General features: G+C 35.7%; 17 protein-coding genes and 1 pseudogene. 2 read left to right on the top strand and 16 right to left on the bottom strand.

What is annotated here, in order from left to right; genetic code table 11:
- Nucleotides 1-34: 34 nt before the first annotated feature.
- Nucleotides 35-1,540: an adenosylmethionine decarboxylase gene (gene speD / locus MKY88_RS11810; protein ID WP_340813699.1), complete on the top strand. Its 1,506-nt coding sequence runs from the start codon at nt 35-37 to the stop codon at nt 1,538-1,540.
- Between the two features lie 278 nt (nt 1,541-1,818).
- Here the strand turns inward: speD and MKY88_RS11805 are convergent, their stop codons facing one another.
- From MKY88_RS11805 to MKY88_RS11745, 13 genes and pseudogenes are all read right to left on the bottom strand, one after another.
- The gene (locus MKY88_RS11805) at nt 1,819-2,160 is read right to left on the bottom strand and encodes a hypothetical protein (protein WP_328200813.1); all 342 of its coding nucleotides are present in this window, start codon (nt 2,158-2,160) and stop codon (nt 1,819-1,821) included.
- 398 nt (nt 2,161-2,558) lie between these two features.
- Nucleotides 2,559-2,975, bottom strand: a complete 417-nt coding sequence (locus tag MKY88_RS11800) for a hypothetical protein (RefSeq protein ID WP_328200814.1) — start codon at nt 2,973-2,975, stop codon at nt 2,559-2,561.
- Nucleotides 2,976-3,592: 617 nt separating this feature from the next.
- Complete coding sequence (gene gdh, locus MKY88_RS11795) at nt 3,593-4,378, bottom strand: glucose 1-dehydrogenase (RefSeq protein ID WP_193831985.1); 786 nt, start codon at nt 4,376-4,378, stop codon at nt 3,593-3,595.
- A 15-nt stretch (nt 4,379-4,393) separates the two neighbouring features.
- On the bottom strand, nt 4,394-5,251 hold the full coding sequence (locus MKY88_RS11790; protein WP_328200816.1) for a RhaT/GlcU family sugar-proton symporter: 858 nt from the start codon (nt 5,249-5,251) through the stop codon (nt 4,394-4,396).
- Between the two features lie 346 nt (nt 5,252-5,597).
- Complete coding sequence (locus MKY88_RS11785) at nt 5,598-6,197, bottom strand: nitroreductase family protein (protein ID WP_328200817.1); 600 nt, start codon at nt 6,195-6,197, stop codon at nt 5,598-5,600.
- An 828-nt stretch (nt 6,198-7,025) separates the two neighbouring features.
- The gene (arcC, locus tag MKY88_RS11780; protein ID WP_258270144.1) at nt 7,026-7,958 is read right to left on the bottom strand and encodes a carbamate kinase; all 933 of its coding nucleotides are present in this window, start codon (nt 7,956-7,958) and stop codon (nt 7,026-7,028) included.
- A gap of 5 nt (nt 7,959-7,963) precedes the next feature.
- The gene (locus tag MKY88_RS11775) at nt 7,964-8,734 is read right to left on the bottom strand and encodes a DUF2877 domain-containing protein (protein ID WP_193831981.1); all 771 of its coding nucleotides are present in this window, start codon (nt 8,732-8,734) and stop codon (nt 7,964-7,966) included.
- Nucleotides 8,731-9,996 (bottom strand): YlbE family protein, encoded by a 1,266-nt coding sequence (locus tag MKY88_RS11770; RefSeq protein WP_069481392.1) that lies wholly within the window; start codon nt 9,994-9,996, stop codon nt 8,731-8,733. The genes MKY88_RS11775 and MKY88_RS11770 overlap by 4 nt, the downstream gene beginning before the upstream one ends.
- On the bottom strand, nt 9,996-11,750 hold the full coding sequence (locus tag MKY88_RS11765; protein WP_340813696.1) for an acyl-CoA synthetase FdrA: 1,755 nt from the start codon (nt 11,748-11,750) through the stop codon (nt 9,996-9,998). Before MKY88_RS11765 ends, MKY88_RS11770 begins: the two co-directional genes overlap by 1 nt.
- An 18-nt stretch (nt 11,751-11,768) precedes the next feature.
- A complete protein-coding gene (gene allD, locus MKY88_RS11760; RefSeq protein ID WP_258270140.1) occupies nt 11,769-12,818 on the bottom strand; it encodes an ureidoglycolate dehydrogenase in 1,050 nt (349 codons plus the stop codon).
- A gap of 130 nt (nt 12,819-12,948) precedes the next feature.
- On the bottom strand, nt 12,949-13,752 hold the full coding sequence (allE, locus tag MKY88_RS11755; RefSeq protein WP_328200820.1) for a (S)-ureidoglycine aminohydrolase: 804 nt from the start codon (nt 13,750-13,752) through the stop codon (nt 12,949-12,951).
- 27 nt (nt 13,753-13,779) lie between these two features.
- Complete coding sequence (gene allC, locus MKY88_RS11750; RefSeq protein WP_340813695.1) at nt 13,780-15,009, bottom strand: allantoate deiminase; 1,230 nt, start codon at nt 15,007-15,009, stop codon at nt 13,780-13,782.
- A gap of 276 nt (nt 15,010-15,285) precedes the next feature.
- Nucleotides 15,286-15,698, bottom strand: a pseudogene (locus MKY88_RS11745) (L-lactate permease); the annotation flags it as partial.
- 151 nt (nt 15,699-15,849) lie between these two features.
- Here MKY88_RS11745 and MKY88_RS11740 point away from each other — a divergent pair.
- Entirely contained in the window at nt 15,850-17,463 is a 1,614-nt protein-coding gene (locus MKY88_RS11740) for a PucR family transcriptional regulator (protein ID WP_258270138.1), read from the top strand.
- Between the two features lie 299 nt (nt 17,464-17,762).
- Here MKY88_RS11740 and MKY88_RS11735 read toward each other — a convergent pair whose 3' ends face one another.
- The 3 genes from MKY88_RS11735 to MKY88_RS11725 all read right to left on the bottom strand — a co-directional run bounded on the left by MKY88_RS11735 (nt 17,763) and on the right by MKY88_RS11725 (nt 20,882).
- A complete protein-coding gene (locus MKY88_RS11735) occupies nt 17,763-19,025 on the bottom strand; it encodes an MFS transporter (RefSeq protein WP_340813694.1) in 1,263 nt (420 codons plus the stop codon).
- Between the two features lie 448 nt (nt 19,026-19,473).
- Complete coding sequence (locus tag MKY88_RS11730) at nt 19,474-19,857, bottom strand: cupin domain-containing protein (protein WP_069481383.1); 384 nt, start codon at nt 19,855-19,857, stop codon at nt 19,474-19,476.
- Nucleotides 19,858-19,922: 65 nt separating this feature from the next.
- Entirely contained in the window at nt 19,923-20,882 is a 960-nt protein-coding gene (locus MKY88_RS11725; protein WP_340813692.1) for a 2-hydroxyacid dehydrogenase, read from the bottom strand.
- Nucleotides 20,883-21,482 lie beyond the last annotated feature (600 nt).

The raw sequence follows: 21,482 nt of genomic DNA, 5'->3' as shown, positions 1-21,482 counted from the left end.
TTTTACTTATTAAAATTGAGAGGACGAATCTACAATGCAAAAACTATTACAACAAATTACAGCTGATATGCAGCTTGAAGAACATTACCATACATTAGAGAAAGCTCTACTTACTTTATATTTCCATAATAATTGTACAACTAAATCTTTAGCTTATATGACAGCCTTACCAATACCTATCGTTTCAGCTATGAAGAAAGAATTTGCCAAACAAGGTTGGGGTAAACATAGCTTAACGAAAAAAGGCCAGCTAGCCGTTATGCAATATTTCCAACTCTCAGGTGCCGATGCTGAACTCTACCTACAATTAACGACAGATGATGCATTTCGAATAGAATGGATTTCACAAAATATAAGCGAATTAAGCACTATTTATGAGGCTAGGCCTATAGCTGACGTGGCAATTGATCAAGCAAAATGTACAGTTGAGACTGCCTTAAAACGTGCATTGCTGGCACTAGACTATACGATGCTACTCAATAAGCGTATTTTGTGTTTAGGCGATGATGATTTCATCAGTATTGCATTAGCATTTTTAATAAAGAAAATCGCTCCACACTCTGCAACTAAAATTGTTGTATTAGATATTGATAGACGAGTTTTAAGTACTATTAGCAAAATAGCTAAAGACTATGAGTTTTCGATTACAACAGATTATTATAACGTTCAGGAGCCTTTGCCCGAAACATATGCTGACCAGTTTGATTGCGTATATACAGATACACCGTATACCTTGATTGGCGCGCAGCTCTTTTTATCACGTGCAATTAATGCACTAAAGCCAGAAGCAATGCGGCATGTGTTTTTTTCCTATGCCAAACGTAGCTATCAAAAGCATTGGGAGCTGCAGCAAAGCTTATATGCTATGGGCTTTGTGATTAATAATATTCATTACGACATAAACAACTATGAAGGTGCGCAGATTTTAGGTGCTACAAGTCAGTTATTCGTATTACAAACTACAGAGCAAATGATTCCTTATATTCCTAATCAGCGTAAATTTACGCGACCAATTTACACAGGAGAGGTTGAGAAGAAATCTGTTGTTTATCAGTGTAATCATTGTAAGAACTCACTTACAGTAGGCACTGGCAACGAATACACTACGATTACACAGCTTCAATCCAGTGGTTGTCCGAATTGCAAAAATAACAAGTTTTCACAAATTAAGAGAACAGTAAAAAAATCACAATCCCAGCACGCATTAGGGCATCATATTTTATTAGAGTTGCATGATTGCAATGATGCATTGCTCAATGACGTACAACACATTAAAAAGATTATGTGTCAAGCTGCCCATAAAGCAAAAGCAACAATTGTGACCGAACATTTTCATCATTTTTCACCTTACGGGGTTAGCGGTGTAGTCATTATACAAGAATCACATTTAACGATTCATACGTGGCCAGAGTATGGCTATGCGGCAATAGATGTTTTCACTTGTAACAGTAAATTAGCGCTACAAGAGGCTGTACAATATATTACTGATCAATTTAATGCAGGAAATACCACACAACATTACGTACATCGAGGTAAATAGATTACCCCAATTAGCATATGTATTGTTGCTTTTTTCGACAAAGAAAATGGCTTGATTCACTAAAAGAATCAAGCCATTTTAATTGATTTCAGTCTTTAAATCTTCAACAAAAGCCATCATTAGTTGCACAAGGATATACTTTACCCTACTACAGAATAGCGCCCTTTAAATTCCTTATTCGAGGATAGCGCCCGATTGTTGAACACATGGAAAACACCACTCTTCAACTAATCTGCTCCGTTAGCTAAATAAGATGATTTACAAATATAAGTCTGAATTTACATCTTTACTTGTACCTTTAACACTCTCCATAGATATAGTAATAGCTTAAAAAACCAATAAAACAGAAAAAAATTAAATAATAATCCCAAAGAACTAAATGTGAAAACTAATCCGCCACGATATACAAAACTCTCAGCAGGAAAACCGAAGTAAAGATACCCATTACTATCGACTTGATAGCCACCCGTAGGTATGAAAGCAAAAATAACAGTTGAAATGAGACTTAAAAGATATAACTTCTTTTTAGAGGAGTTCATTTTATTTTGGGGGCTTAATAAGCCAGCTAATACAAATACTAATATTAATACAATCAACCCGAAAAATGGAAATATATTCACCGTATCTATCCCTCCTTAATTCATATATTACCACAATTATCCAACTAGTTTCTTATTAACAAACCTACCCCTTTTCATGAAGAAAGAGGCTTTCCTAATTTTAGAAAAGCGCCCGATTGTTAAATTCACTTAAAGGCCCTGTGATTGAAGTATAGGAACGATAATAAATGTAGTTTAAAAGCGTCAAATATACAGGTTTTTATTCAGAAAAAACACTCTACATAATCTTGAAAAGTACTATCATAGCTCTGTTTATATATTTGCATATAAAGCTGTATAAACAATATTCAAAGGAAAATCCAATATGTGGCGAATTTCGGTCTCTCTCCAAACTTCCATTTGGGTACGTTTATTAGGTTGTTTATGTATACGTTATTAGCATTTCACAACCATTAGCTTTATTTTCTATTCAACAAAATAACTTCAGATTTGCCGTTCCACTCTATTTTTGCTTCCATCTGTTCATCTTCTTCAATAATTACTGCACAACTTTCATTGTTTATTGGAGGTCCTGTACACTCACTATTACCAGAATTAATATTTTTATCTTGATGATTGAATCTTTCTTCTTTGCTTGTTAATTCAAACCACTTACTTTTTAAGTTATATCCAAAGATTGCTGGTGCGCCTTCTTCTCCAATATATTCAAATGAAAAATCAGCCCATTCTTTACCTTCACTTATATTAGTTTCGTATTTTACAACCCAATTATTACTTGTTCCATAAAAATTATATTCTTTTTCATCTTGTGAACAGGCACTTAGGGTTAGCAATAAAAAAATAGAAATAACACTTATAATCATATTTAATTTCATTGTTACGCCTCCCAAACAATATATATCCTAATATTACCACTTGAGAGAGATTTTATATAGTTACTGTTAGAATGAATTATATTGGGACAAGTGACCAAAACGTCGTTTTCGAATCTTTCGTTAAAGATTGTTATTCAACAATCTGGCCCGTTTGTTAAACAAAAAAATCTTGCATACAACGTAAGCCATAAGTATCTTTTAAATAAGCATCAGTTACCAGGATAAATTGTTTCATTGAATTTGTGAGCTCCAATATCGATACGCCAGGTTGAACAAATGAAATTCCAAATTCAGTTTCAAAACGATTTTACTCTCTTTTTCAACATATAAGGTTTGTAAGTTTCCCTTCTCAAATCTTGTTTCACCAAATTTTTTCTGTCTTGTTTTTTTCTCGTACAATCATTTTTTGAACAATTTCTAATACAAAAACATTTAAAAAGAGACGTACACATTGTACGCCTCCACACTTCCTACATATAACTTTTTTCTTTTATCAGGTCATTGCATTGTTAAATACCAAATTCTTTCTCCCAGAAAATAAATAAACGCAGCAATGAGTATTATAAAAAATTAACTGCTCTAAATGTGAGAAATAATTATATTTTCGTTGCTATTACTTACCCACGTCCAGCTTGGAATTCAGGATATAAAGTCATTCCACCATCTGCAAATAAAGTGATCCCAGTTACATAACTAGCTTGGGATGAAGCAAGCCACGCTGCTACAGCAGCAATTTCTTCTGGTTTTCCGATATACCCCATCGGAACCATGCTTTCTACATCTGCACGTTTTGCTGGGTCTGCAAATTTTTCCGCATTTATAGGTGTATTAATCGCTCCAGGTCCGATGTTGTTGACACGAATTCTTTTAGGAGCGTATTCTAAAGCTAATGTTTCAGTCATTAATTTAATGCCCCCTTTACTAGCGGCATAGTGCACAAATAAAGGCCAAGGAATTTTCTCATGGACACTGGACATATTGATTACATTACCTTTAATATCATGTTCGACGAAGTACTTAATTGCTTCTCTACTTCCTAAAAAGGCACCTGTTAAATTAGTATTGATTACTTTATTCCAATCATCGAGCGGCATTTCATGTGAGGGTACTGGATTTTCAATACCAGCGTTATTAATCATCACATCAAGGGTTCCAAACTTATTCACAGCAGTCTGTACCAGGTTGATCACATCCTCTTCAACCGACACATCTCCTTTTACAGCTATGGCATCCCCACCTGCTTTTTTCACTCCTTCAACAACAGCATTTGCCTCATTTTCATTTGAGCGGAAATTAACGATTACTTTTGCTTTCTCCTCGCCAAAGCGTAATGCCATTGCTTTTCCTAATCCTGTTGAAGCACCTGTAATTACAATAACTTTTCCTTCTAAATCTGGATACATATAAAGTCCTCCTTCTTAAACTTTCGCCATCCCTAACATAATTCCAGCAGCGACTATAAAAATAATCCCAATGAAAATGGCTATAAGTTGTCGTTTTGTTTTTTTCTCACCAATGATAAATATTCCACCTAAAGTTGAAATAACGATTCCCATTTGGGAAAGAGAAAAGCTTGTGGCTACTCCTACACGTGGCTGAGAAATAAATAAAAACATATTCCCAGCAGCCCAAATTAAACCTGGGAGAATATTACGAAATGCATATTTGTTAAATGGTTTATGCTTAAAGGTTAATAAAACCCCACCTATGACCATCCCAATTGCTTGTGGCAATAAAGCCGACCAACCACTTACATTAAATAAACGTATTATCACCACATATACTAAATATCCGAATGTTGAAACAAGTAAAATTAATATCCCTTTCTTCAAATTGCTTCCTTGCTTTTCATTCTTCTCTTCTGGATTCGGAAGAGATGTAAGAATAATCCCAACAATAATACTAATAAGTGCCAAAACACCTAATATAACCGACATTGTTGTAGACCATTCATGAAACACAATTACGCCAAATAAAGTTGTGGCTACTAACTGTAAACCTGTTGAAATGGGCATTGTCTTAGAAACTCCCATCAAATCAATACTTTTCAATTGATTTGCTTGTCCTAATGCCCAAAAAAGACCTGATACAATTCCGACCCCCAAAACTACAGGCGTCAACACAGGTTTAACAACAAAATAAACTCCTATTGAGAAGATAAGTGCTCCAATTGTTGTTCCAAGTACTTGACTATAGGGACCACCACCAAGCTTGACATTAAAGAGCACAATACTTCCCCAAAACAGAGCTGGTAAAATAGCTAGGAAGATATCCATTTTTTGCTCCCCTATCTATGATAAATTTTTTAATATTTAGCCTTTCTGCAATAGTACTGTACGTTTAGCTTGCTGTTTTACAGCTATTTGTATGTTTATTACGATTTTTAATTCTTCTCATTTATAAGGAGAGACGTATAATAGTAATATGAAACTTAACAAAAACTTTTATACCCTTGCTCTAAGCAATTGATACTCATTTAAAAACCCCCTTTCCATTTATCACGAATATGAGATATGTGATAAGAATAAGCCTAATTATTTAAAGAAATTAATGTTTCTACGTACAAAAAAACCAGTGCCGCTACGGTACTGGTTTGATACATGTGGGTTATATTGTAATTAATTATTTGAAAAATTTCATTCGCTCTTCAAGCGGTCGGAAATCTTTTTCACCTGGTGTTACCGTTGGGTTACCAAAGGGCATTTGTGCAATAAGTTTCCAATTTTCAGGTATATTCCATTCTTTTTTCACTTCATCATCAATTAGTGGATTATAATGTTGTAAAGAAGCTCCTAATCCCTCTGCTTCCAATCCTGCCCATACGACTAATTGGTGCATACCTGATGCTTGATTTGACCAAATTGGAAAGTTCTCAGCATAGGGTGCAAATTGCTCTTGAAGCGATTTAACTACAGCCTGATCTTCAAAGAATAATACTGTCCCATAACCTGCCTTAAAGGAATCCATTTTTTGTTGAGTTCCTGAAAAATCTTGATCTCCAACTACTTTTCTTAATGTTTCCGTAGTGATGTCCCATAATTTATTATGTGCGTCACCAGATAAGACAACAATACGCGCTGTTTGGGAATTAAATGCTGACGGAGTATATTTCACAGCAAATTCTACAATTTCTTTTATTTTTTCATCCGATATTTTTATCTCTTTACTAATTCCGTAGTAAGAACGTCTTTCTTTAAGTGTAGTGTAGAAATCTTTTGTCATAATTTTTTCCTCCTTAAATTTAAATTGTACCCGGTGCTTCGAGATTTTTACTTACCAAATCTTTATTTAGAATTTTCAAATGGCCATTTTATTTCTAAGACCTCCACCAAATAGAACTGCGAGCCCTGTCCGTCACTCCTACTTTTAAATCAAAAAAGAATTGAAAGTTATATAATCACGTTTAATGTTCAAAAATATATTGCCCAAACAAAAGTAAGAGTATTCAGAAGTAAATTTAAGAAAAGATTCAATAATTTTGTTTAATAAAAAATCAACTTATATTGACTATGTTTAACAACATCCATACCAAGAACAGTACAATAGATGTTCTGCCAATTGCCTCTTGTTCTTGAAAGCAGCTGTTACTCTCCCAGTCCATCTCATCAATAATTATTTCATTAAATTACTATTGCTTAACTAATGATGTTAACGATAACGAAGATAAGTTAATTTATGCGGTATATAAATAAGACCTCAAAGTTTAAGTAATTTTTTAACTTTGAGGTCTTTCGTTTCATTAAGTATCAAAACCATTTCGGGAATGTGAAAAAAATTACTGATTTACTATTTTCCTCGTCTTTTCCTCAACAAATTCAACTACTTGTTTCTCCTTCACGTTTTCCAGATCTTCTATTGAAAAACACACCACTTAATAGTATGTGAATGGCTGGGAAATCATATATTGTCTCAAACTCCTTTTCCACACTAATTCTACAAATGAAAAACTTTTTGAAGCGTCAAAAAGTTTGCAACGTCTATAGACCGTGATTACTCACTTCATGACTTTGCAAACTTAATGGATGATGGTTCTTGAACTATACGTTAAACTTATTTTGTAATACGTGTACCTGCTTTTCCATCTAATGCAGCTACTGCTTGATCGATTGAACAAATGATTGACTCTTTCCCTAATTTTGCAAATTCTATAGCTGCTTGCATTTTTGGTAACATACTACCTGCCGGGAATTGTCCTTCTGCAACATACTGTTCAGCTTCTGCTACGGTAATGTGGCTTAGCTTTTGCTCATTTTCTTTACCAAAATTAATATAGACATTTGGTACATCTGTTAGCATCATGAAAACTTCTGCATTCACTTGTTGCGCTAGCTTTAATCCTGAACGATCTTTGTCAATGACTGCTTCAATACCATGTAATTGACCACTGTCTTCACGATATACAGGTATACCGCCACCACCAGATGAAATAACAATCGTTTCATCAATTAAACGTTTAATTTCATCTATACCATGAATCACTTTTGGTTCTGGTGAAGGGACAACTCTTCTATATCCTCGCCCAGCATCTTCTGCCATAGTAAAGCCTTGCTCTTCTAAACGTTTCGCTTCTTCTTCCGAGAAAAATACACCGATTGGTTTAGTCGGATTTTTAAAAGCTTGATCATCCCTATCGACTTCAACCATCGTTAACAATGTAACCACATTTGTAGCTATGCCACGTTCTTTCATATGGTTTTTTAAAGCTGTTTCCATCATATAACCAATGAAACCTTGTGATTCTGCGTTGCAAACATGAATTGGTAGTGGTTCGACTACATTTTTCGCAGCTTCATTTTGGGCAATGATATTCCCCACTTGCGGACCATTACCATGTGTAATGACGATGTTATGACCCGCTTCTCGAATTTCCACCATATGGCCTGTTGCCGACACTACATTTTTAAATTGATTATCATAAGTTGCTTCTTGTTTCGGCTGTAAAATGGCATTACCACCTAAAGCAATAACTACACTTTTCCCCATTTCTTTCACTCCTTAGTTAATGACAAGTAAATGCCATATAACGTATCCATCCCAGATGATGATCCTACTTTTATAAGACTGTTCATGCTTTCTAAAGATGGATCATGTTGCAATGCTGTAATCTTCGAACTAAATACACCGTCTATAGCACAGGTTAAGAAACGCTTACTGACAATGGTTGTTAAAGGTTCCTTGATAAGAGCTTTTAGTGTTTCTAGATGTTTATGTTCGATAAAATTTTTAATAAAATGTCCGTACAATATGCCGACTAATATATCATCACCTGTTGGTGTTAAACCTTGTCCACGCCCAATAAAATAACGGAATGTCTCGTCAAGATTTTGGGTTGGATCTTGTAATCGATTAATCAAGGATAATACACGTGCTCGTTCAAAATCTGATGATTCGTATGATGTAAATGAAATGAATTTAAAATTTTCTTTCAATTTATTTATATTTGCATGTTCAAAATCCATAGATAACGGTAGTATTTTTATATTAAACACCATTTCGAAGTGGTTATGAAAAAGACGATTATTACGAAATATTAATGTATCGCCTACCTTAATATTGGTCTTTACTGTTTGTCTCGTTTGAGGATCAAGCAGGATCCCGAACGGAAATGTCCCATTTTCATCGGTACCAACAAATATCAATTCTCCATCTTGATCAACCATATTTAAACCTTTTTCAAACATACTGTGCACGGTAAAGGTTTTTCCTTCATTCAATAATTGAAGTGCGATTGAACCAACCGCACTTGCTTGTAAAATCATCCTTTAAATCCTAGCTTTTCAGCATATGCTGTGATGGCTTTCTCAAAACATTCGATTGGCGGATGTACTGTACCGGCACCAATTTGTCCGTACCCCGCAATTTTATGGGCAATACCAGTGTTGATAACTGGTGTAATCCCTGTTTCAACAACTTTCCGTGCATCGATACCTAAACATGCGCCTTTAAAGTCCCAAGTTGGGATAACAAAGTTCGGATTTTCGCTAATACAGATTTCAGTCATTTGATTACTTGTTTCAAGCGCATCGTTAAATCCACCCGAACCAACAAAGCGTGTTACTGCAGGTGCTGCAATCATCGCCATACCTCCGACACCGATTGTTTCTGTAATCGCTGAATCACCGATATCTGTGTTTGCATCTTCTGCTGAGTAACCAGTGAAATATAATCCTTGCGGGGTATTAACAGGACCAGTAAACCATTCGTCTCCCATACCGGCAATACGGATACCAAAGTTTTCACCGTTTCGGCACATTGCGGTAACAACTGTACCGTGTTCGATGGTACGTGCTGCATCCATCATCGCTTTGCCTGTCGCCATAGCAATATTTAAGAAAAATTGGTCTGTGTCAGCTAAGAATTGGATTACTTCTGTACGTTGATCTTTTTCAACGTTATCTAATGAAGCAATGACTGGAGACAGTTCTTTTAAAAATGCAAGTGAAGCTGCAATATTACGCTGGTGGAACTCATCACCCATTGCAATAGCTTTAGCAATCAATACGTTGACGTTCAAGCCTCCATCAAATGTTTTTAAGGCTTTACTTAATACTGGACCTAATACATCCTTCATCCAGTGTAAACGATTGATGACTTGCTCATTATAAGCACCGAAGCGTAATACTGCACCAATCCCCTCGTTCATTTGACAATACGCTTCGTTACCACTCTCCTTGTTAATAACAACAAGGACTGGCATGTTAGGGGAAGTAATACCACCCATTGGTCCAACTGCATTCACATGGTGACATGGAATGAATTTGATTTTATCGTTTTCAAGTAATTCACGTGCATTCTTTTCGTCTTCTGCCCATCCTTCAAAAAGGATTGCACCAACACAGGAACCTTGCATAGGATCTGTCATGTTTTCATATTTAATTGGAGGTCCAGCATGTAATAGCACGTACTCTTCTAATTCAGGAATCACAGATTTAGCAGGTACAACATCCGTTAAAAATGGTGCTGCTGCTATGATCTTCTGGATAACAGCTTCGTTCGCTTCATTTATTGTTTTGTATCCCATTAGATTGTACCTCCTTCATAATAGTTTAAGAATTGAAGTACTTTCATTAACTTCTCATCGCCACCAGCAATTGGGCGCCAGTTAAATTGAACACACTCTGAGCCACTGCTTTGAACCGCTTCCGTAAAGCTTTTTAGCCCAATATTGATAACGCTTGGTTTCATATTGATGAAGGACATAATTTTCTCATCCACTACTAAGCTTTCTTCTGTATAGTCAAATTTTTGTACATCAGTAATTGGTTGTTCCACTTTACCGCCTACAAGTTGGATAGCTGTGCGGACCATTTGATCGTTTGTCTTACAAATAATTGCACCACTCTCTTTTAAAATGGCAATTTGTTTATCGTAACCTTGAATGTCCTGTGCTGTACCTACAACCGTTGCAAGCACTGCAAGCTGACGACCTTCTTGACGTGCACTATCCAAAATACGTTTGATTGTTGGTGCTAGTTCACTAGCCATATCTTCATGACCACCGTTACCGATCACGTTATCAATCATAATGACTGCAGTTTCAGGGTCGTTCATAGATTTTTCAAGCATTTTGATACGTTTTTCAGGATCAATCATCGGATGTGGTTTACCTTTTGTATAAACATCATCACCTAAATCAATGATTTCATGAGTGTTTGTTTTTAAAACATAGCTTTCGCTTTTCTCTTCAGTCATTGTATCTTTAAACGCATCTCTCACTAGCATAGCCGCTTCAGATGCTAATGTACCGCCTGAATAATAACCTTTAATACCAACTTGTGATTCTTTTAATACAACGTTAACATCAGCTGTTGTTGGTTCAAAATTCGGTTTATCACCATTTGATAATTGGACAGCTACAACTGCGGCTTCTTCAAGTGTATAAGCATGATAAATGTTCTCTTCTTGGTAGGAAGGTTTGTCACCTAAAAATAGCGTAACAACTGGTTTATCAATATTTCTTAATAAGTTTAATACTTTGCGTTGTACTTCCTCTGCAGGTGGTTTGGAGATCACTGTAATGACTTTTACTTTTGGATCTTGATTTAACGCTTTGATGCTATCTAACATCGTGATGGCACCAACTTCCGTCGATAAATCACGTCCGCCTGTTCCAAGAGCATTCGTAACACCTTTACCATAACGGTCAATAATTGTTGTGACTTCTTGAATCCCTGTACCTGATGCCCCAACAATACCGATATCGCCTTCGTTGACGTTATTTGTAAAAGCAAGGGGGACGCCGTGAATAAGGGCAGTACCACAGTCTGGACCCATCACTAATAACCCTTTTTCATGCGCTTTTTGTTTTAGTTTCACTTCGTCTTCTTTCGAAACATTGTCACTAAACATGAACACATGTAAACCTTCGTTCAATGCGTTTTCCGCTTCCATTGCAGCATATTGACCAGGAATTGAAATTAACGCTAAATTTGGATTGTTCGCAAGCTCCATTGCACGTTTCCAGTTATGAGCTTCTTGACCTTTAGACGTATTTTGTGAATCTGAATCACCTTTTAAAGCGATTTCTACTTCTTCTTTCACTTCGTCTACTTTTTCTTCTTGCTCTGTATCTACAACGATGACGATATCATTTGGCTTTGCTTTTTCTAATTCATCCGTGCCTAAGCCAGAAGATTTAAAAATGTCCTTATTCGCTGGTGTTCCCATCATGATCGATACCTTGTTTACACCATCAATTGCAGACAACTTGTTGGATAAAAGCATTAACACGATGGAGTCTTTATAAGTGTTTTCTTTTATAATTGTGTATAACATGATGATCCTCCAATTTTATTATTCTGCAAATCTATTTTTTCCATGATAACGATCGTAATGAACGTCGTCTGACACAAGATAGTTGTAAATGTCGTCTACGATTTCAATACCTTCCTTATCATATTCCTTACTTCTTATTATACCGCGTTCACCTGGATAATAAATTTCTCCATAGCCCTCTGCCGCGGGCTGTGCTTTTAATTCATTGAGCATTGTTGTAATTTGTAGCTTGAAAGCATTCAAATCTGTGAAATAGGCAGGGTTAATGACGATATGAATTTGACCTAAATCGCGTCCTTTAGTTAAGTCTTGATACATAGAAGACACGTGTATACCATGTGGGACTCCTAGAAGACTACCTGATAAAATATCTACCATCATCATCAAGCCGTATCCTTTTGGACCTGCAATTGGCAGGAGTGCATGAACATCTCTTGCATTCGTCGTAGGTGCACCAGTAGCATCCACAGCCCATGTATCTGGAATCGATGCATTTTTACTTCTTGCATCTAAGATTTTGCCCCATGCTTGGACAGTAGTCGCCATATCAAATGTAATGATGCGGTCATCAGCAGACGGTGCACTATAAGCAATTGGGTTTGTCCCAAAATAAGGTTCAGTTCCGCCAAACGGTACGACCATTGGATCTGATTGACACATACTTAGAGCAACCATATCTTGTTCTGCTGCCATTTCAACAAAGTAACCTAAAGCACCACTATGTGAGATATTTTTCATACCAACAACGGCAACACCTGATTTTTTAGCCATTTCAATCGCTTTTTCCATCGCTTGTTTTGCAATTTGGTGACCTGGACCATTATCCCCATTAAAGATCGCAGATGCTGGTCCTGTTTGTTCAAATGTGTAGTTGGGATTGTTTGTAATCCCGCCTTTTGCAATTCGTTCAGAATAGTATTCAACACGTACAGCACCATGTGAATGAATACCTCTATGGTCAGCGTATGTTAATACGTCTGCAACATCATGTGCCGCTCCTTCATTTAATCCAGCTTTTATAAACTTTTGCTTCATTAAATTAAATAGTTCTTCTTTAGATACACGCATCTTGTTTACTCCTCATTTAATTAATATTTTGTTTCAGATTCTAAATAATCAGAATTTTATTTTAGAAATTTTTTTGTAACTAAGATGCCTAAATTATCTTTGGTTCTATCGGAGATAATAGACTCCCTTTTTATAAATCAATATCTCTATTTGCATCTTTAGAATAAATGTATGAGAATGGTTCATCTAAACCAATTGCATAGGTTGCTTGCGGTACATAAGCGCCCATAAAGATATAATCACCTTTATCAACCGGCATCCATTCATTGTCTAAGTTGTACATGCCTCGCCCACTTAAAACATAAGCGCCGTGTTCTTGAACGTGTGTTTCAATGTAACCATGTGAAGCACCTGGTTTGAATGAAAGAATATGAATGTTCATATCATAGCCAATTTCTTTTGGTAATAAGTCTTGAATTAATACTTCTTTCATCCCTTCATATGCCTCTTGTTCGATGTCGTGCACATTACCTGTAACGACTTCTGGCGTAAATCCTTTAAGAGGTTGTCCTTTAAGAGGTTGATAACGTTTTTTGTATAAGAATAAGCGGCTATCTTCACCGTTATTATTATTTTCAAAAGTTAACTGTAAGTGTGGAGGCACATATAAATACCCACCTTCAGTTAATTCGTATTTTTTACCATCAGCAAAAGCATTGATTTTGCCATAAACAACGTATACAAAAGATTGAATACCATCACCAGCGAAACCAGTTTTGTTTCCACCTTGGTTTTTTACTGTTACTAAGTAATCTACAAATCTTGCACCTAAACGCGGGGACCCTAAAATTGTGACGTCACAATCTTTGAAGCCAGGTACAACATTATTAACTAGGCCATCTGGTGTGATTACCGCATAATTGTCTTTTTTAATGACAGAACGTGTTTCTAATAAACCTTCTCTGTATCCTTGAACTTGATTTAAGTAACCCATAAGTATCTGGCTCCTTTTTCATTATTTTTATTCTTTGTATGCTAGTTCATAAAGTACATCACTTAATACTTCAATACCTTTAACAAGGTCTTCTATCTTCGTCTCTTCACTAATGTTGTGACTAATTCCACCAATAGAAGGTACAAACAACATTGCTGTTGGAACATATTGAGCAAAGATTTGTGAGTCATGTCCTGCACCAGATGGCATCACTTTATATTGATTACCCACATTATTCTTTGCTGCTTGTTCAATGATTTGAACGATTTTTTTGTCCATCAATGTTGGTGCTTCATCCATCCATAAATTTATGTCGTAAGACATGCTATTTGCTTCAGCGACTAATTTAATTTTGTCTTCGATTTCTGCTGCAAAATCATTTAATATTTGCTGATCAATATGACGACAGTCTACGGAGAACGTAATTTCACCAGGAACTACATTTACTGTGTTTGGTACAAGTGTGATATGACCGAACGTTAAAACAAGTGGTTCCCCAATTTCCCTAGCACGTTTTGTTAAATTTGAGACAATTTCACTATAGGCAACAACTGTATCGCGACGTAATGACATTGGCGTAGTACCAGCGTGGTTTGCTTCACCTTTTAAGTTGATCGTGAAGCGTTTTTGACCAACGATGCCATTAACAACACCGATTGTTTTGTGTTCCGTCTCTAGCACTTTGCCTTGTTCAATATGAATTTCAACAAATGCTTTGATGTCATTACGAACGTCAGTAGTTTTACGATAATCAAAGCCTGATTTACGCATCGCGTCTTCGAACTTAATGCCCTCAGCATCTGCAATTGTGTCAACATCCGATTTTTTAGCTAAGTTAAAGAAGTTTTTGCTACCCCAGAATGTGTAAGGGAATCGACTGCCTTCTTCTTCTGCAAGAGATAATACTTCTAATGAGCGTAGTGGTTGGCCGTGTTTAGCTTTTAAATATTTCACAGCCACTAGTGCAGCTAAGATACCGAATTGGCCATCTAGATGACCGCCTTCAACTACTGTGTCGATATGTGATCCTGTTAAAATGGTTTCTTCCGGATATTTACTGCCAACCAGACGCCCAGTTAAATTCCCGATATCGTCAAAGCTTGCTTCTAATCCTTCTTCTTTGAATGTTTTTTCCAGTTCACGAACTGCATCATTCCATTCTTGAGAATATAAAAGGCGTGTAATTCCACCCTGTTCTAAGCCACCAAAACCTGTAAATTTCTTATCTAACATTTCAAAAGTTGATTGAATATCCATACCTCTTTCACTCCTTCCTTCTACACTTTTATTATAGGTCCTCCCCCATAACCATTCATTGACACAATGAACAATAATGGATGGTCTTTTTATGCACTTTAGACAAATAGATATGGATAAGGAGCAAGTAGCTCGGAGTAAAAAAGAACGCTGTTAGCTATCGATTATGGAAAGGCTTTAAGAAGGCGTATGAGTGAAGTAAATCATCAATTCTATTCTTACTAAAAAACAAAAACCACATAGTAAATCTATGTGGTATAGTCCCTATTAAAATGATTAAAGGAAAAACGATAGCCCGTGTGTCATGAACCTTACAAATAGGAGCAAGCCTAAGCTATATCGTATTGGCTATTGAAAGGTTTTTGACTCATCCCCGGTTTGATTAACGGCTTCTGCTGCAATTGCGATAGATTGTGGAGAAATCACTTTTGCTTCGCTTCGCCCAGCAGTGTTAGCTGCTATTAGCATTGATGGCGAGATGCCAATCTGCTCTCGGTAACTGCCTGTAAGCTACCGAAGAGTGCATGATTATTTACAACCGATTCCGTTAGAAAGCCACCAATCCAGCCTAATACTGGACTAACAAATGGGAAGAATTCACCCGTTTTGGCAGGTCCGGGTAATAGTGAAATGTTAAGCCCAGAGAAGTCAGAAAGATTTGCAAAAGTCATTACAAGTACGATTGTAAGATTCCCCTTTACTATTTCGAAATAAAGAATTATACGTATAATAACCTTCAAAAATAGTATACAATCAGAGTGATAGGTTATCCTTGCAGCGTTTTACAAATTTATTTCTTATTTTGGGCTTTTTCTAACAAATATAAAGGAGATGATCCTTATGACAACATTAAAAGAAATCATGTCTGTCCAACAATTTTCTGATTTAACATTATTAAATGATGAGGGAGATTTAGATAGAGAAGTAGAAATGGTCGATATTACGGAAACACCAGATATTAAAAATTTCACAGCACCTCATTCATTTATCGTCACTACGGGTATGTGTTATCAACACGACCAATCCGGATTAAAGGATCTCATTCTAGAATTAAATGATATACAAGTTGCTGGCATAGGCGTTAAATTATCGCGTTTTTTAGAAAAAATTGATGATGAAGTAATAGAATTTGCAAACAAGTTAAAATTCCCCATTATTAGAATCCCTGATAGTTGGAATCTCGGATCCATTACACATCATATATCATCCTATATCTTGGATGAAGAAACTGAAAAGTTATATTTTGCATTAGATATTCAACAAGAATTAAATACAATGCTTATGAGAGGTTTAAGCTTGGAAATGATGATTGAACGAATGAGCAGACTTCTTAGAGTCCCTGTGATGCTCTTAAATCCTTTTCATCAAATTAAAACGATGAGCCATCACTTCCAAGAACACTCAGAGCAAATTCAAAAAAATCTTAGTTACTTCAAAAGATGTGTTAATTCCAAGCAAATTTCACCTAATAATAAAGCATCTTTCCAAGAGGAACATATTATATTTGAAGTTCCAGCATTTAAATATTTTCCGTATTATTTGATGGTTTCAAATGTTAATACGCTCACATATCCATTTAGTTTGCTTGCCATAGAACAAGCCGTAAATACACTCAGTCTCGCCATTTATAAAAATAGTAAAATCAAAGAAGCGGAACAACAAGATGTCAACCGATTTTTCGAAACATTGATGTCTGAACATCCTGATAATCTTATTTCAGTCAAACAGCACCCTGAGTTTTTAAAAAAGCATCTTATTCAACCATCCAATTTTTATCAAGTGATCGTTTGTGCGATTGATCAAGAAAGGGATGTGGAAAATAATATTTATTTGAATGAACGTTATCAAATGACTTTTGAATGGCTAACACATAAATTTACTGACATTGATCCTTCTATCAGTGTTTATAGGTCTCCAGGTAATCATCGATTTACGATCCTATTACAAACTAAACATCAATATTATTTAGATTACTGCAAATATATCCAAAAAGAGTATCAAAAACTTTTTAATAGTACACTGTCATTCGGTATTGGTAATGAAGTGACTGAATTCTCACAGTTACCACTCTCTTATTTTGAAGCGAATGAAGCTTTTGATCATAAGTCTGAAAGTAGTAAAGTGGAATTTATAGAACTCTATAAATCTAAAAGTGTAGAAGAATTGTTACAACTCATTCCAGCCAATAAATTAAAACCGTTTATCACGTATACACTTGGTTCATTAGCCTATCCAAAATCGACGAAAGAAAAAGAACTAAAACATACATTGAAAATCTATTTGGCGAATCATTGTGATCTGACAAAGACCTCTGAAGATATATTTATTCATCGGAATACAGTAAAATATCGTATTAAAAAATGTGAAGAGATCTTAGGTCAGTCTATCGAATCGCCTGATATTTCATTGGATCTACGATTAGCATTATTTGCTTCAGAGAAAGTAAATTTATAAACTTAAAAATCCCGCTAAAAAGCTGTTATAAATGCTTTTTAGCGGGATTCTTTTTGCCTATTTTACCAGAACACTTGGTTCCCTACCTCAATTATGAGTATGCAAATGAAGTAGCTCCTACTCACGATATTATCAATAAACAGACGCTTATTCGATTGAATCCACATATAAATGGAGCTGCTTTAACAACCGTTCCACGAGCATCGCTGCTTCCAGCCGGTCGCTGCCTTTGGGCCGCAATAACAAAACTACCTATCAGCGGGAGATGTATTAAACCTCCGCTAATAGGTAGCTTTACTTTATTCATTAGTTAGGGGATGGATTACTTTCTTCTCTTTCTTCTCTTTCAACATCACGACAAGGAAGAATAAAATCGCTGCTGCTGCAAGAAGTATTGCTGCAATATAGAATGCTAATACTTTCGAACCAGTGATATCACCAATATAACCTGTAAGAGTTGGCGCAATAACTGATGAAGTCATTCCAAAGAAGTTAAAGATACCTAGTGCTTTGGCCATGCTGTTGGAAGGTACTGAATCCGTTACATATGTGATTAAAACTGGATCAATGGCAAGTTTACCTAATAAACCGTATAAAACTAATGCTACATAAAGGACAGAAGGGTTAGGTGCAAATACGGTTAAACTAATTGTTACGGCTGCCCCAATTAACAAGAAGATTATTAATTTCTGACGCATATGTGCATTTTTATCAATATACTTAGAAAATATCAATGCACCAGGTACTGCTGTGACTGCAACTAAAGCAGCTACATATCCTACTGAACCTTGTTCAAATCCTTTTTCTCCGACAAGGAATGATGGTAACCATGTCACGATCATGTAATAACCATAACATGTTGCAAAATAGACGAAGTAAATAGCTAATTTTTTTATCGAGAATAATTCTACGCCTTGAGATACTGTGGCTTGTGCTGTTATTTTATCTTCGGATGTTTCGTTTGTAGCTGTTTTTTTGTCTTGTTTAACAAATAAGGTAAACACAAATGTTACAGCTACTATTAAGACTGCTATCATATAAAGCATGTAATTCCATTGGATTTCAAGGCCACCTACTAATACAGATGAGCCTACTAGACCAATAACCATCCCTAATGCCGAACCACTGTTGATGATCGCATTAGAAAAGCTTTTCTTATCTTTTGGCATATATTTAGCGGATAAAGAGAAGGCCGCACCATAGTATGAGCCAGTCGAAAGACCTGCCATTAAGGCGCCTACATAAACTTGAGTGATTGTCGTGCTTGATCCAATGACGATTGCTGCTAATGCAAATATGATAAACGCAGGGATCAATACTCGTTTTTGTCCAAATTTATCAACGAGTATTCCTGATGGAATTTGCATACCCGTATAGGCAAAGAAATAAATAGAAGCAATAAGTCCTACTTGAGTATCGCTAATATTACCAAGCGATTCTTGAATTTGTGGATATATTGGTGTGAGTATTGTACGATAAATCCAAATAGCTACCCAACCTAAACACAGGGCAAAAATGATTTTTTTGTAATAATTCGGGTCATTCTTAACTGTTTGTCCCATAATATGACACTCCCATTTTTCTTTTTTTTTACTTATGTAGTGCTTAATTTAATTTTAGGTGATGAGTACGTAAATAACATTGTTCACTTTTAACAAAAACAGAACCAGCATTGCACATTTTAGACAAAAGCCAATGTTTGAGAAGTTTATAAATGCATGACTTATGGCATTCTTATTTGCCGATTTCTACTCAGTGCTTTTGTATCTACAAACTTTTCTCGGCTCGAATAAACAAAAATAAGCCCGACTACCCTATAGGTAATCGGACCGATCGCAATCTACGTGCAAACACCTTTGCTCAAATCCTATTTTGTAAAAAAAATTTTACTCAGGTGTGACAATCCTTTGTGACCGCACGAAAGATTCTCCCTTGTAGATAATGCATCTACAAGGAAGAATCTTTTTTACTATGAAAACTAGTTAATCAACAGACGTGATGGTTAACTCTTTAATGATGTTTATGCGCAATAAAGCCGATTGGTGTCGGACCTGCAATCCCTAACATGATGAAATCTCTACTAGAATTATTAGTCATTCCGTGCTTTTCACCTGCACGTGAAACTACAACATCACCAGCTTTAATTTGAACCATTTCACCACATTCTGGATAATAATCTGCTGTTCCTTCAACAACAACCCAAATATCATCAGCTTTCTCGTGTGAGTGAAGTGGCAAAGTTTGTCCTGGGCGCATACACCATATAGCTCCAACAGTATTAGGTGTTTCATAAAAAATATGTTTTGTCGCTTCTTCTTCTCTAAACTCTTGAATATCAGGCCAATGGAAAATACGATTTTTTAAATCTTCTCTTGCTAATTGTTTTAATGTCATGGTATTTTCTCCTTGTTTCGAATTTCAAACTAGTCCCACGTCATTTAGCGTTTATCAGAAAATGATTATCTGCGAATAATATTTTGAGGTTTTCCCTCTAAGAATGCCATTGTGTTATCAAATGCAATTTTAGCCCGCAGTTCCATTGCCTCATTCGTAAGGAAGCCTACATGAGGTGTTAAAACAACATTTCTGGCATGTAATAGTTTATAGTCTTCAGGAATAGGCGGTTCCATATCAAATACGTCAATTCCCGCTCCTGCAATTCGCCCTTCGTTTAATGCATCTGCTAATGCATCATTATCAACAATTGGGCCACGTGCACAGTTGATTAAAATAGCTGATTCCTTCATTAATTCTAATTTTTCTTTAGAGATTAATCCTTTTGTACTTGAAAGTAGTGGTATATGTAATGACACAATATCTGATTGTGCTAATAACTCATCTAATTCCATGTACTCGATACCCAAAACTTCAGCTTCTGGATTTCTTCTAGATTGGTCTGAAGCTACTATTTTTGCGCCAAATGCTTTAAACAAACGAGCAGTCATCATGCCAATCTTTCCTGTACCAATCAAACCAACTGTTTTCCCTTTAATTTCACTACCTTGGAATGCTCCTGGGAAATGATCGGCATGGATTTCTTTATTACCCTGAGAGATACGGCGGTACACATCTAATACTAAACCAATTGTTAATTCAGCAACTGCTTGATTCGCATATCCAGCTGCATTACATATCATAACATCTTGATTTCTCGCTTGCCCGATACCTACATGATCAACACCTGTAAAGGCTACATTTATTAATTGTAAATTGGCATTTTGATCAATCACTTCTGTAGGATAAGGATTATTAGCAATCATAATCACATCTGCACCTTCACTACGTTTTGCTAATTCTGCACTATCGGTTGTTTTCTTGTTGTAATAAACAAATTCGTGACCGGCCTGTTTGATTGGCTCCGCTAATTTTTCAATGATCGAATCTGAAACATTTAATGGTTCTAATAATTTGACTAACATTTCAATCCATTCCTTCCTATTATTTTTTAATACGTCTGTTGATTAACTAGTTACCATAGGTTTATAGAAGAGAGATTCACATTTCTTCAAGACTGTTATTTCACAGCAAGAGGTGGATGATATTTTTTGCACATATTGCACAAAAAAATCAGGTATTTTCGTTTTCAGTCACTTCCTTTTTTATTTTTTATTATGTTAATTGCTTAATTTAATTGTAGGATAGGTCCATTTAAATAACATTGTTCACTTTAAACAAAAACAGAAACGACATTACATGTTTTTGACTAAAGCTACTATTTATAATAACTAGAAATACGCTTTGGGATTACTTTCCCTTGTACCTTTTCTGTAAGTTCTTCGTCATCTCATGGAAACTTGCCTCTGATTGAATATTCTTTAGTTGATAGCGTCTTGCGTAGATGAAGATTTAATTTATTCAAGTCAAGTTATCCTTATTTATCAGATGAATTGTTCGCAATTATATCCAATGAATAATATCTACTATATCGTGGTGATCAACTAATTCCTCTAAAGCATGCCAAATTATTGACCATAATTCCCTCCTTCCTATTTTTAACGAAGATTCATTATTAAATCTCA

The sequence above is a fragment of the Lysinibacillus sp. FSL R7-0073 genome (assembly GCF_038009065.1).
In the GTDB taxonomy this organism is placed as follows: Bacteria; Bacillota; Bacilli; order Bacillales_A; family Planococcaceae; genus Lysinibacillus; species Lysinibacillus fusiformis.
This window is presented reverse-complemented; position numbering and strand designations above follow the sequence as displayed.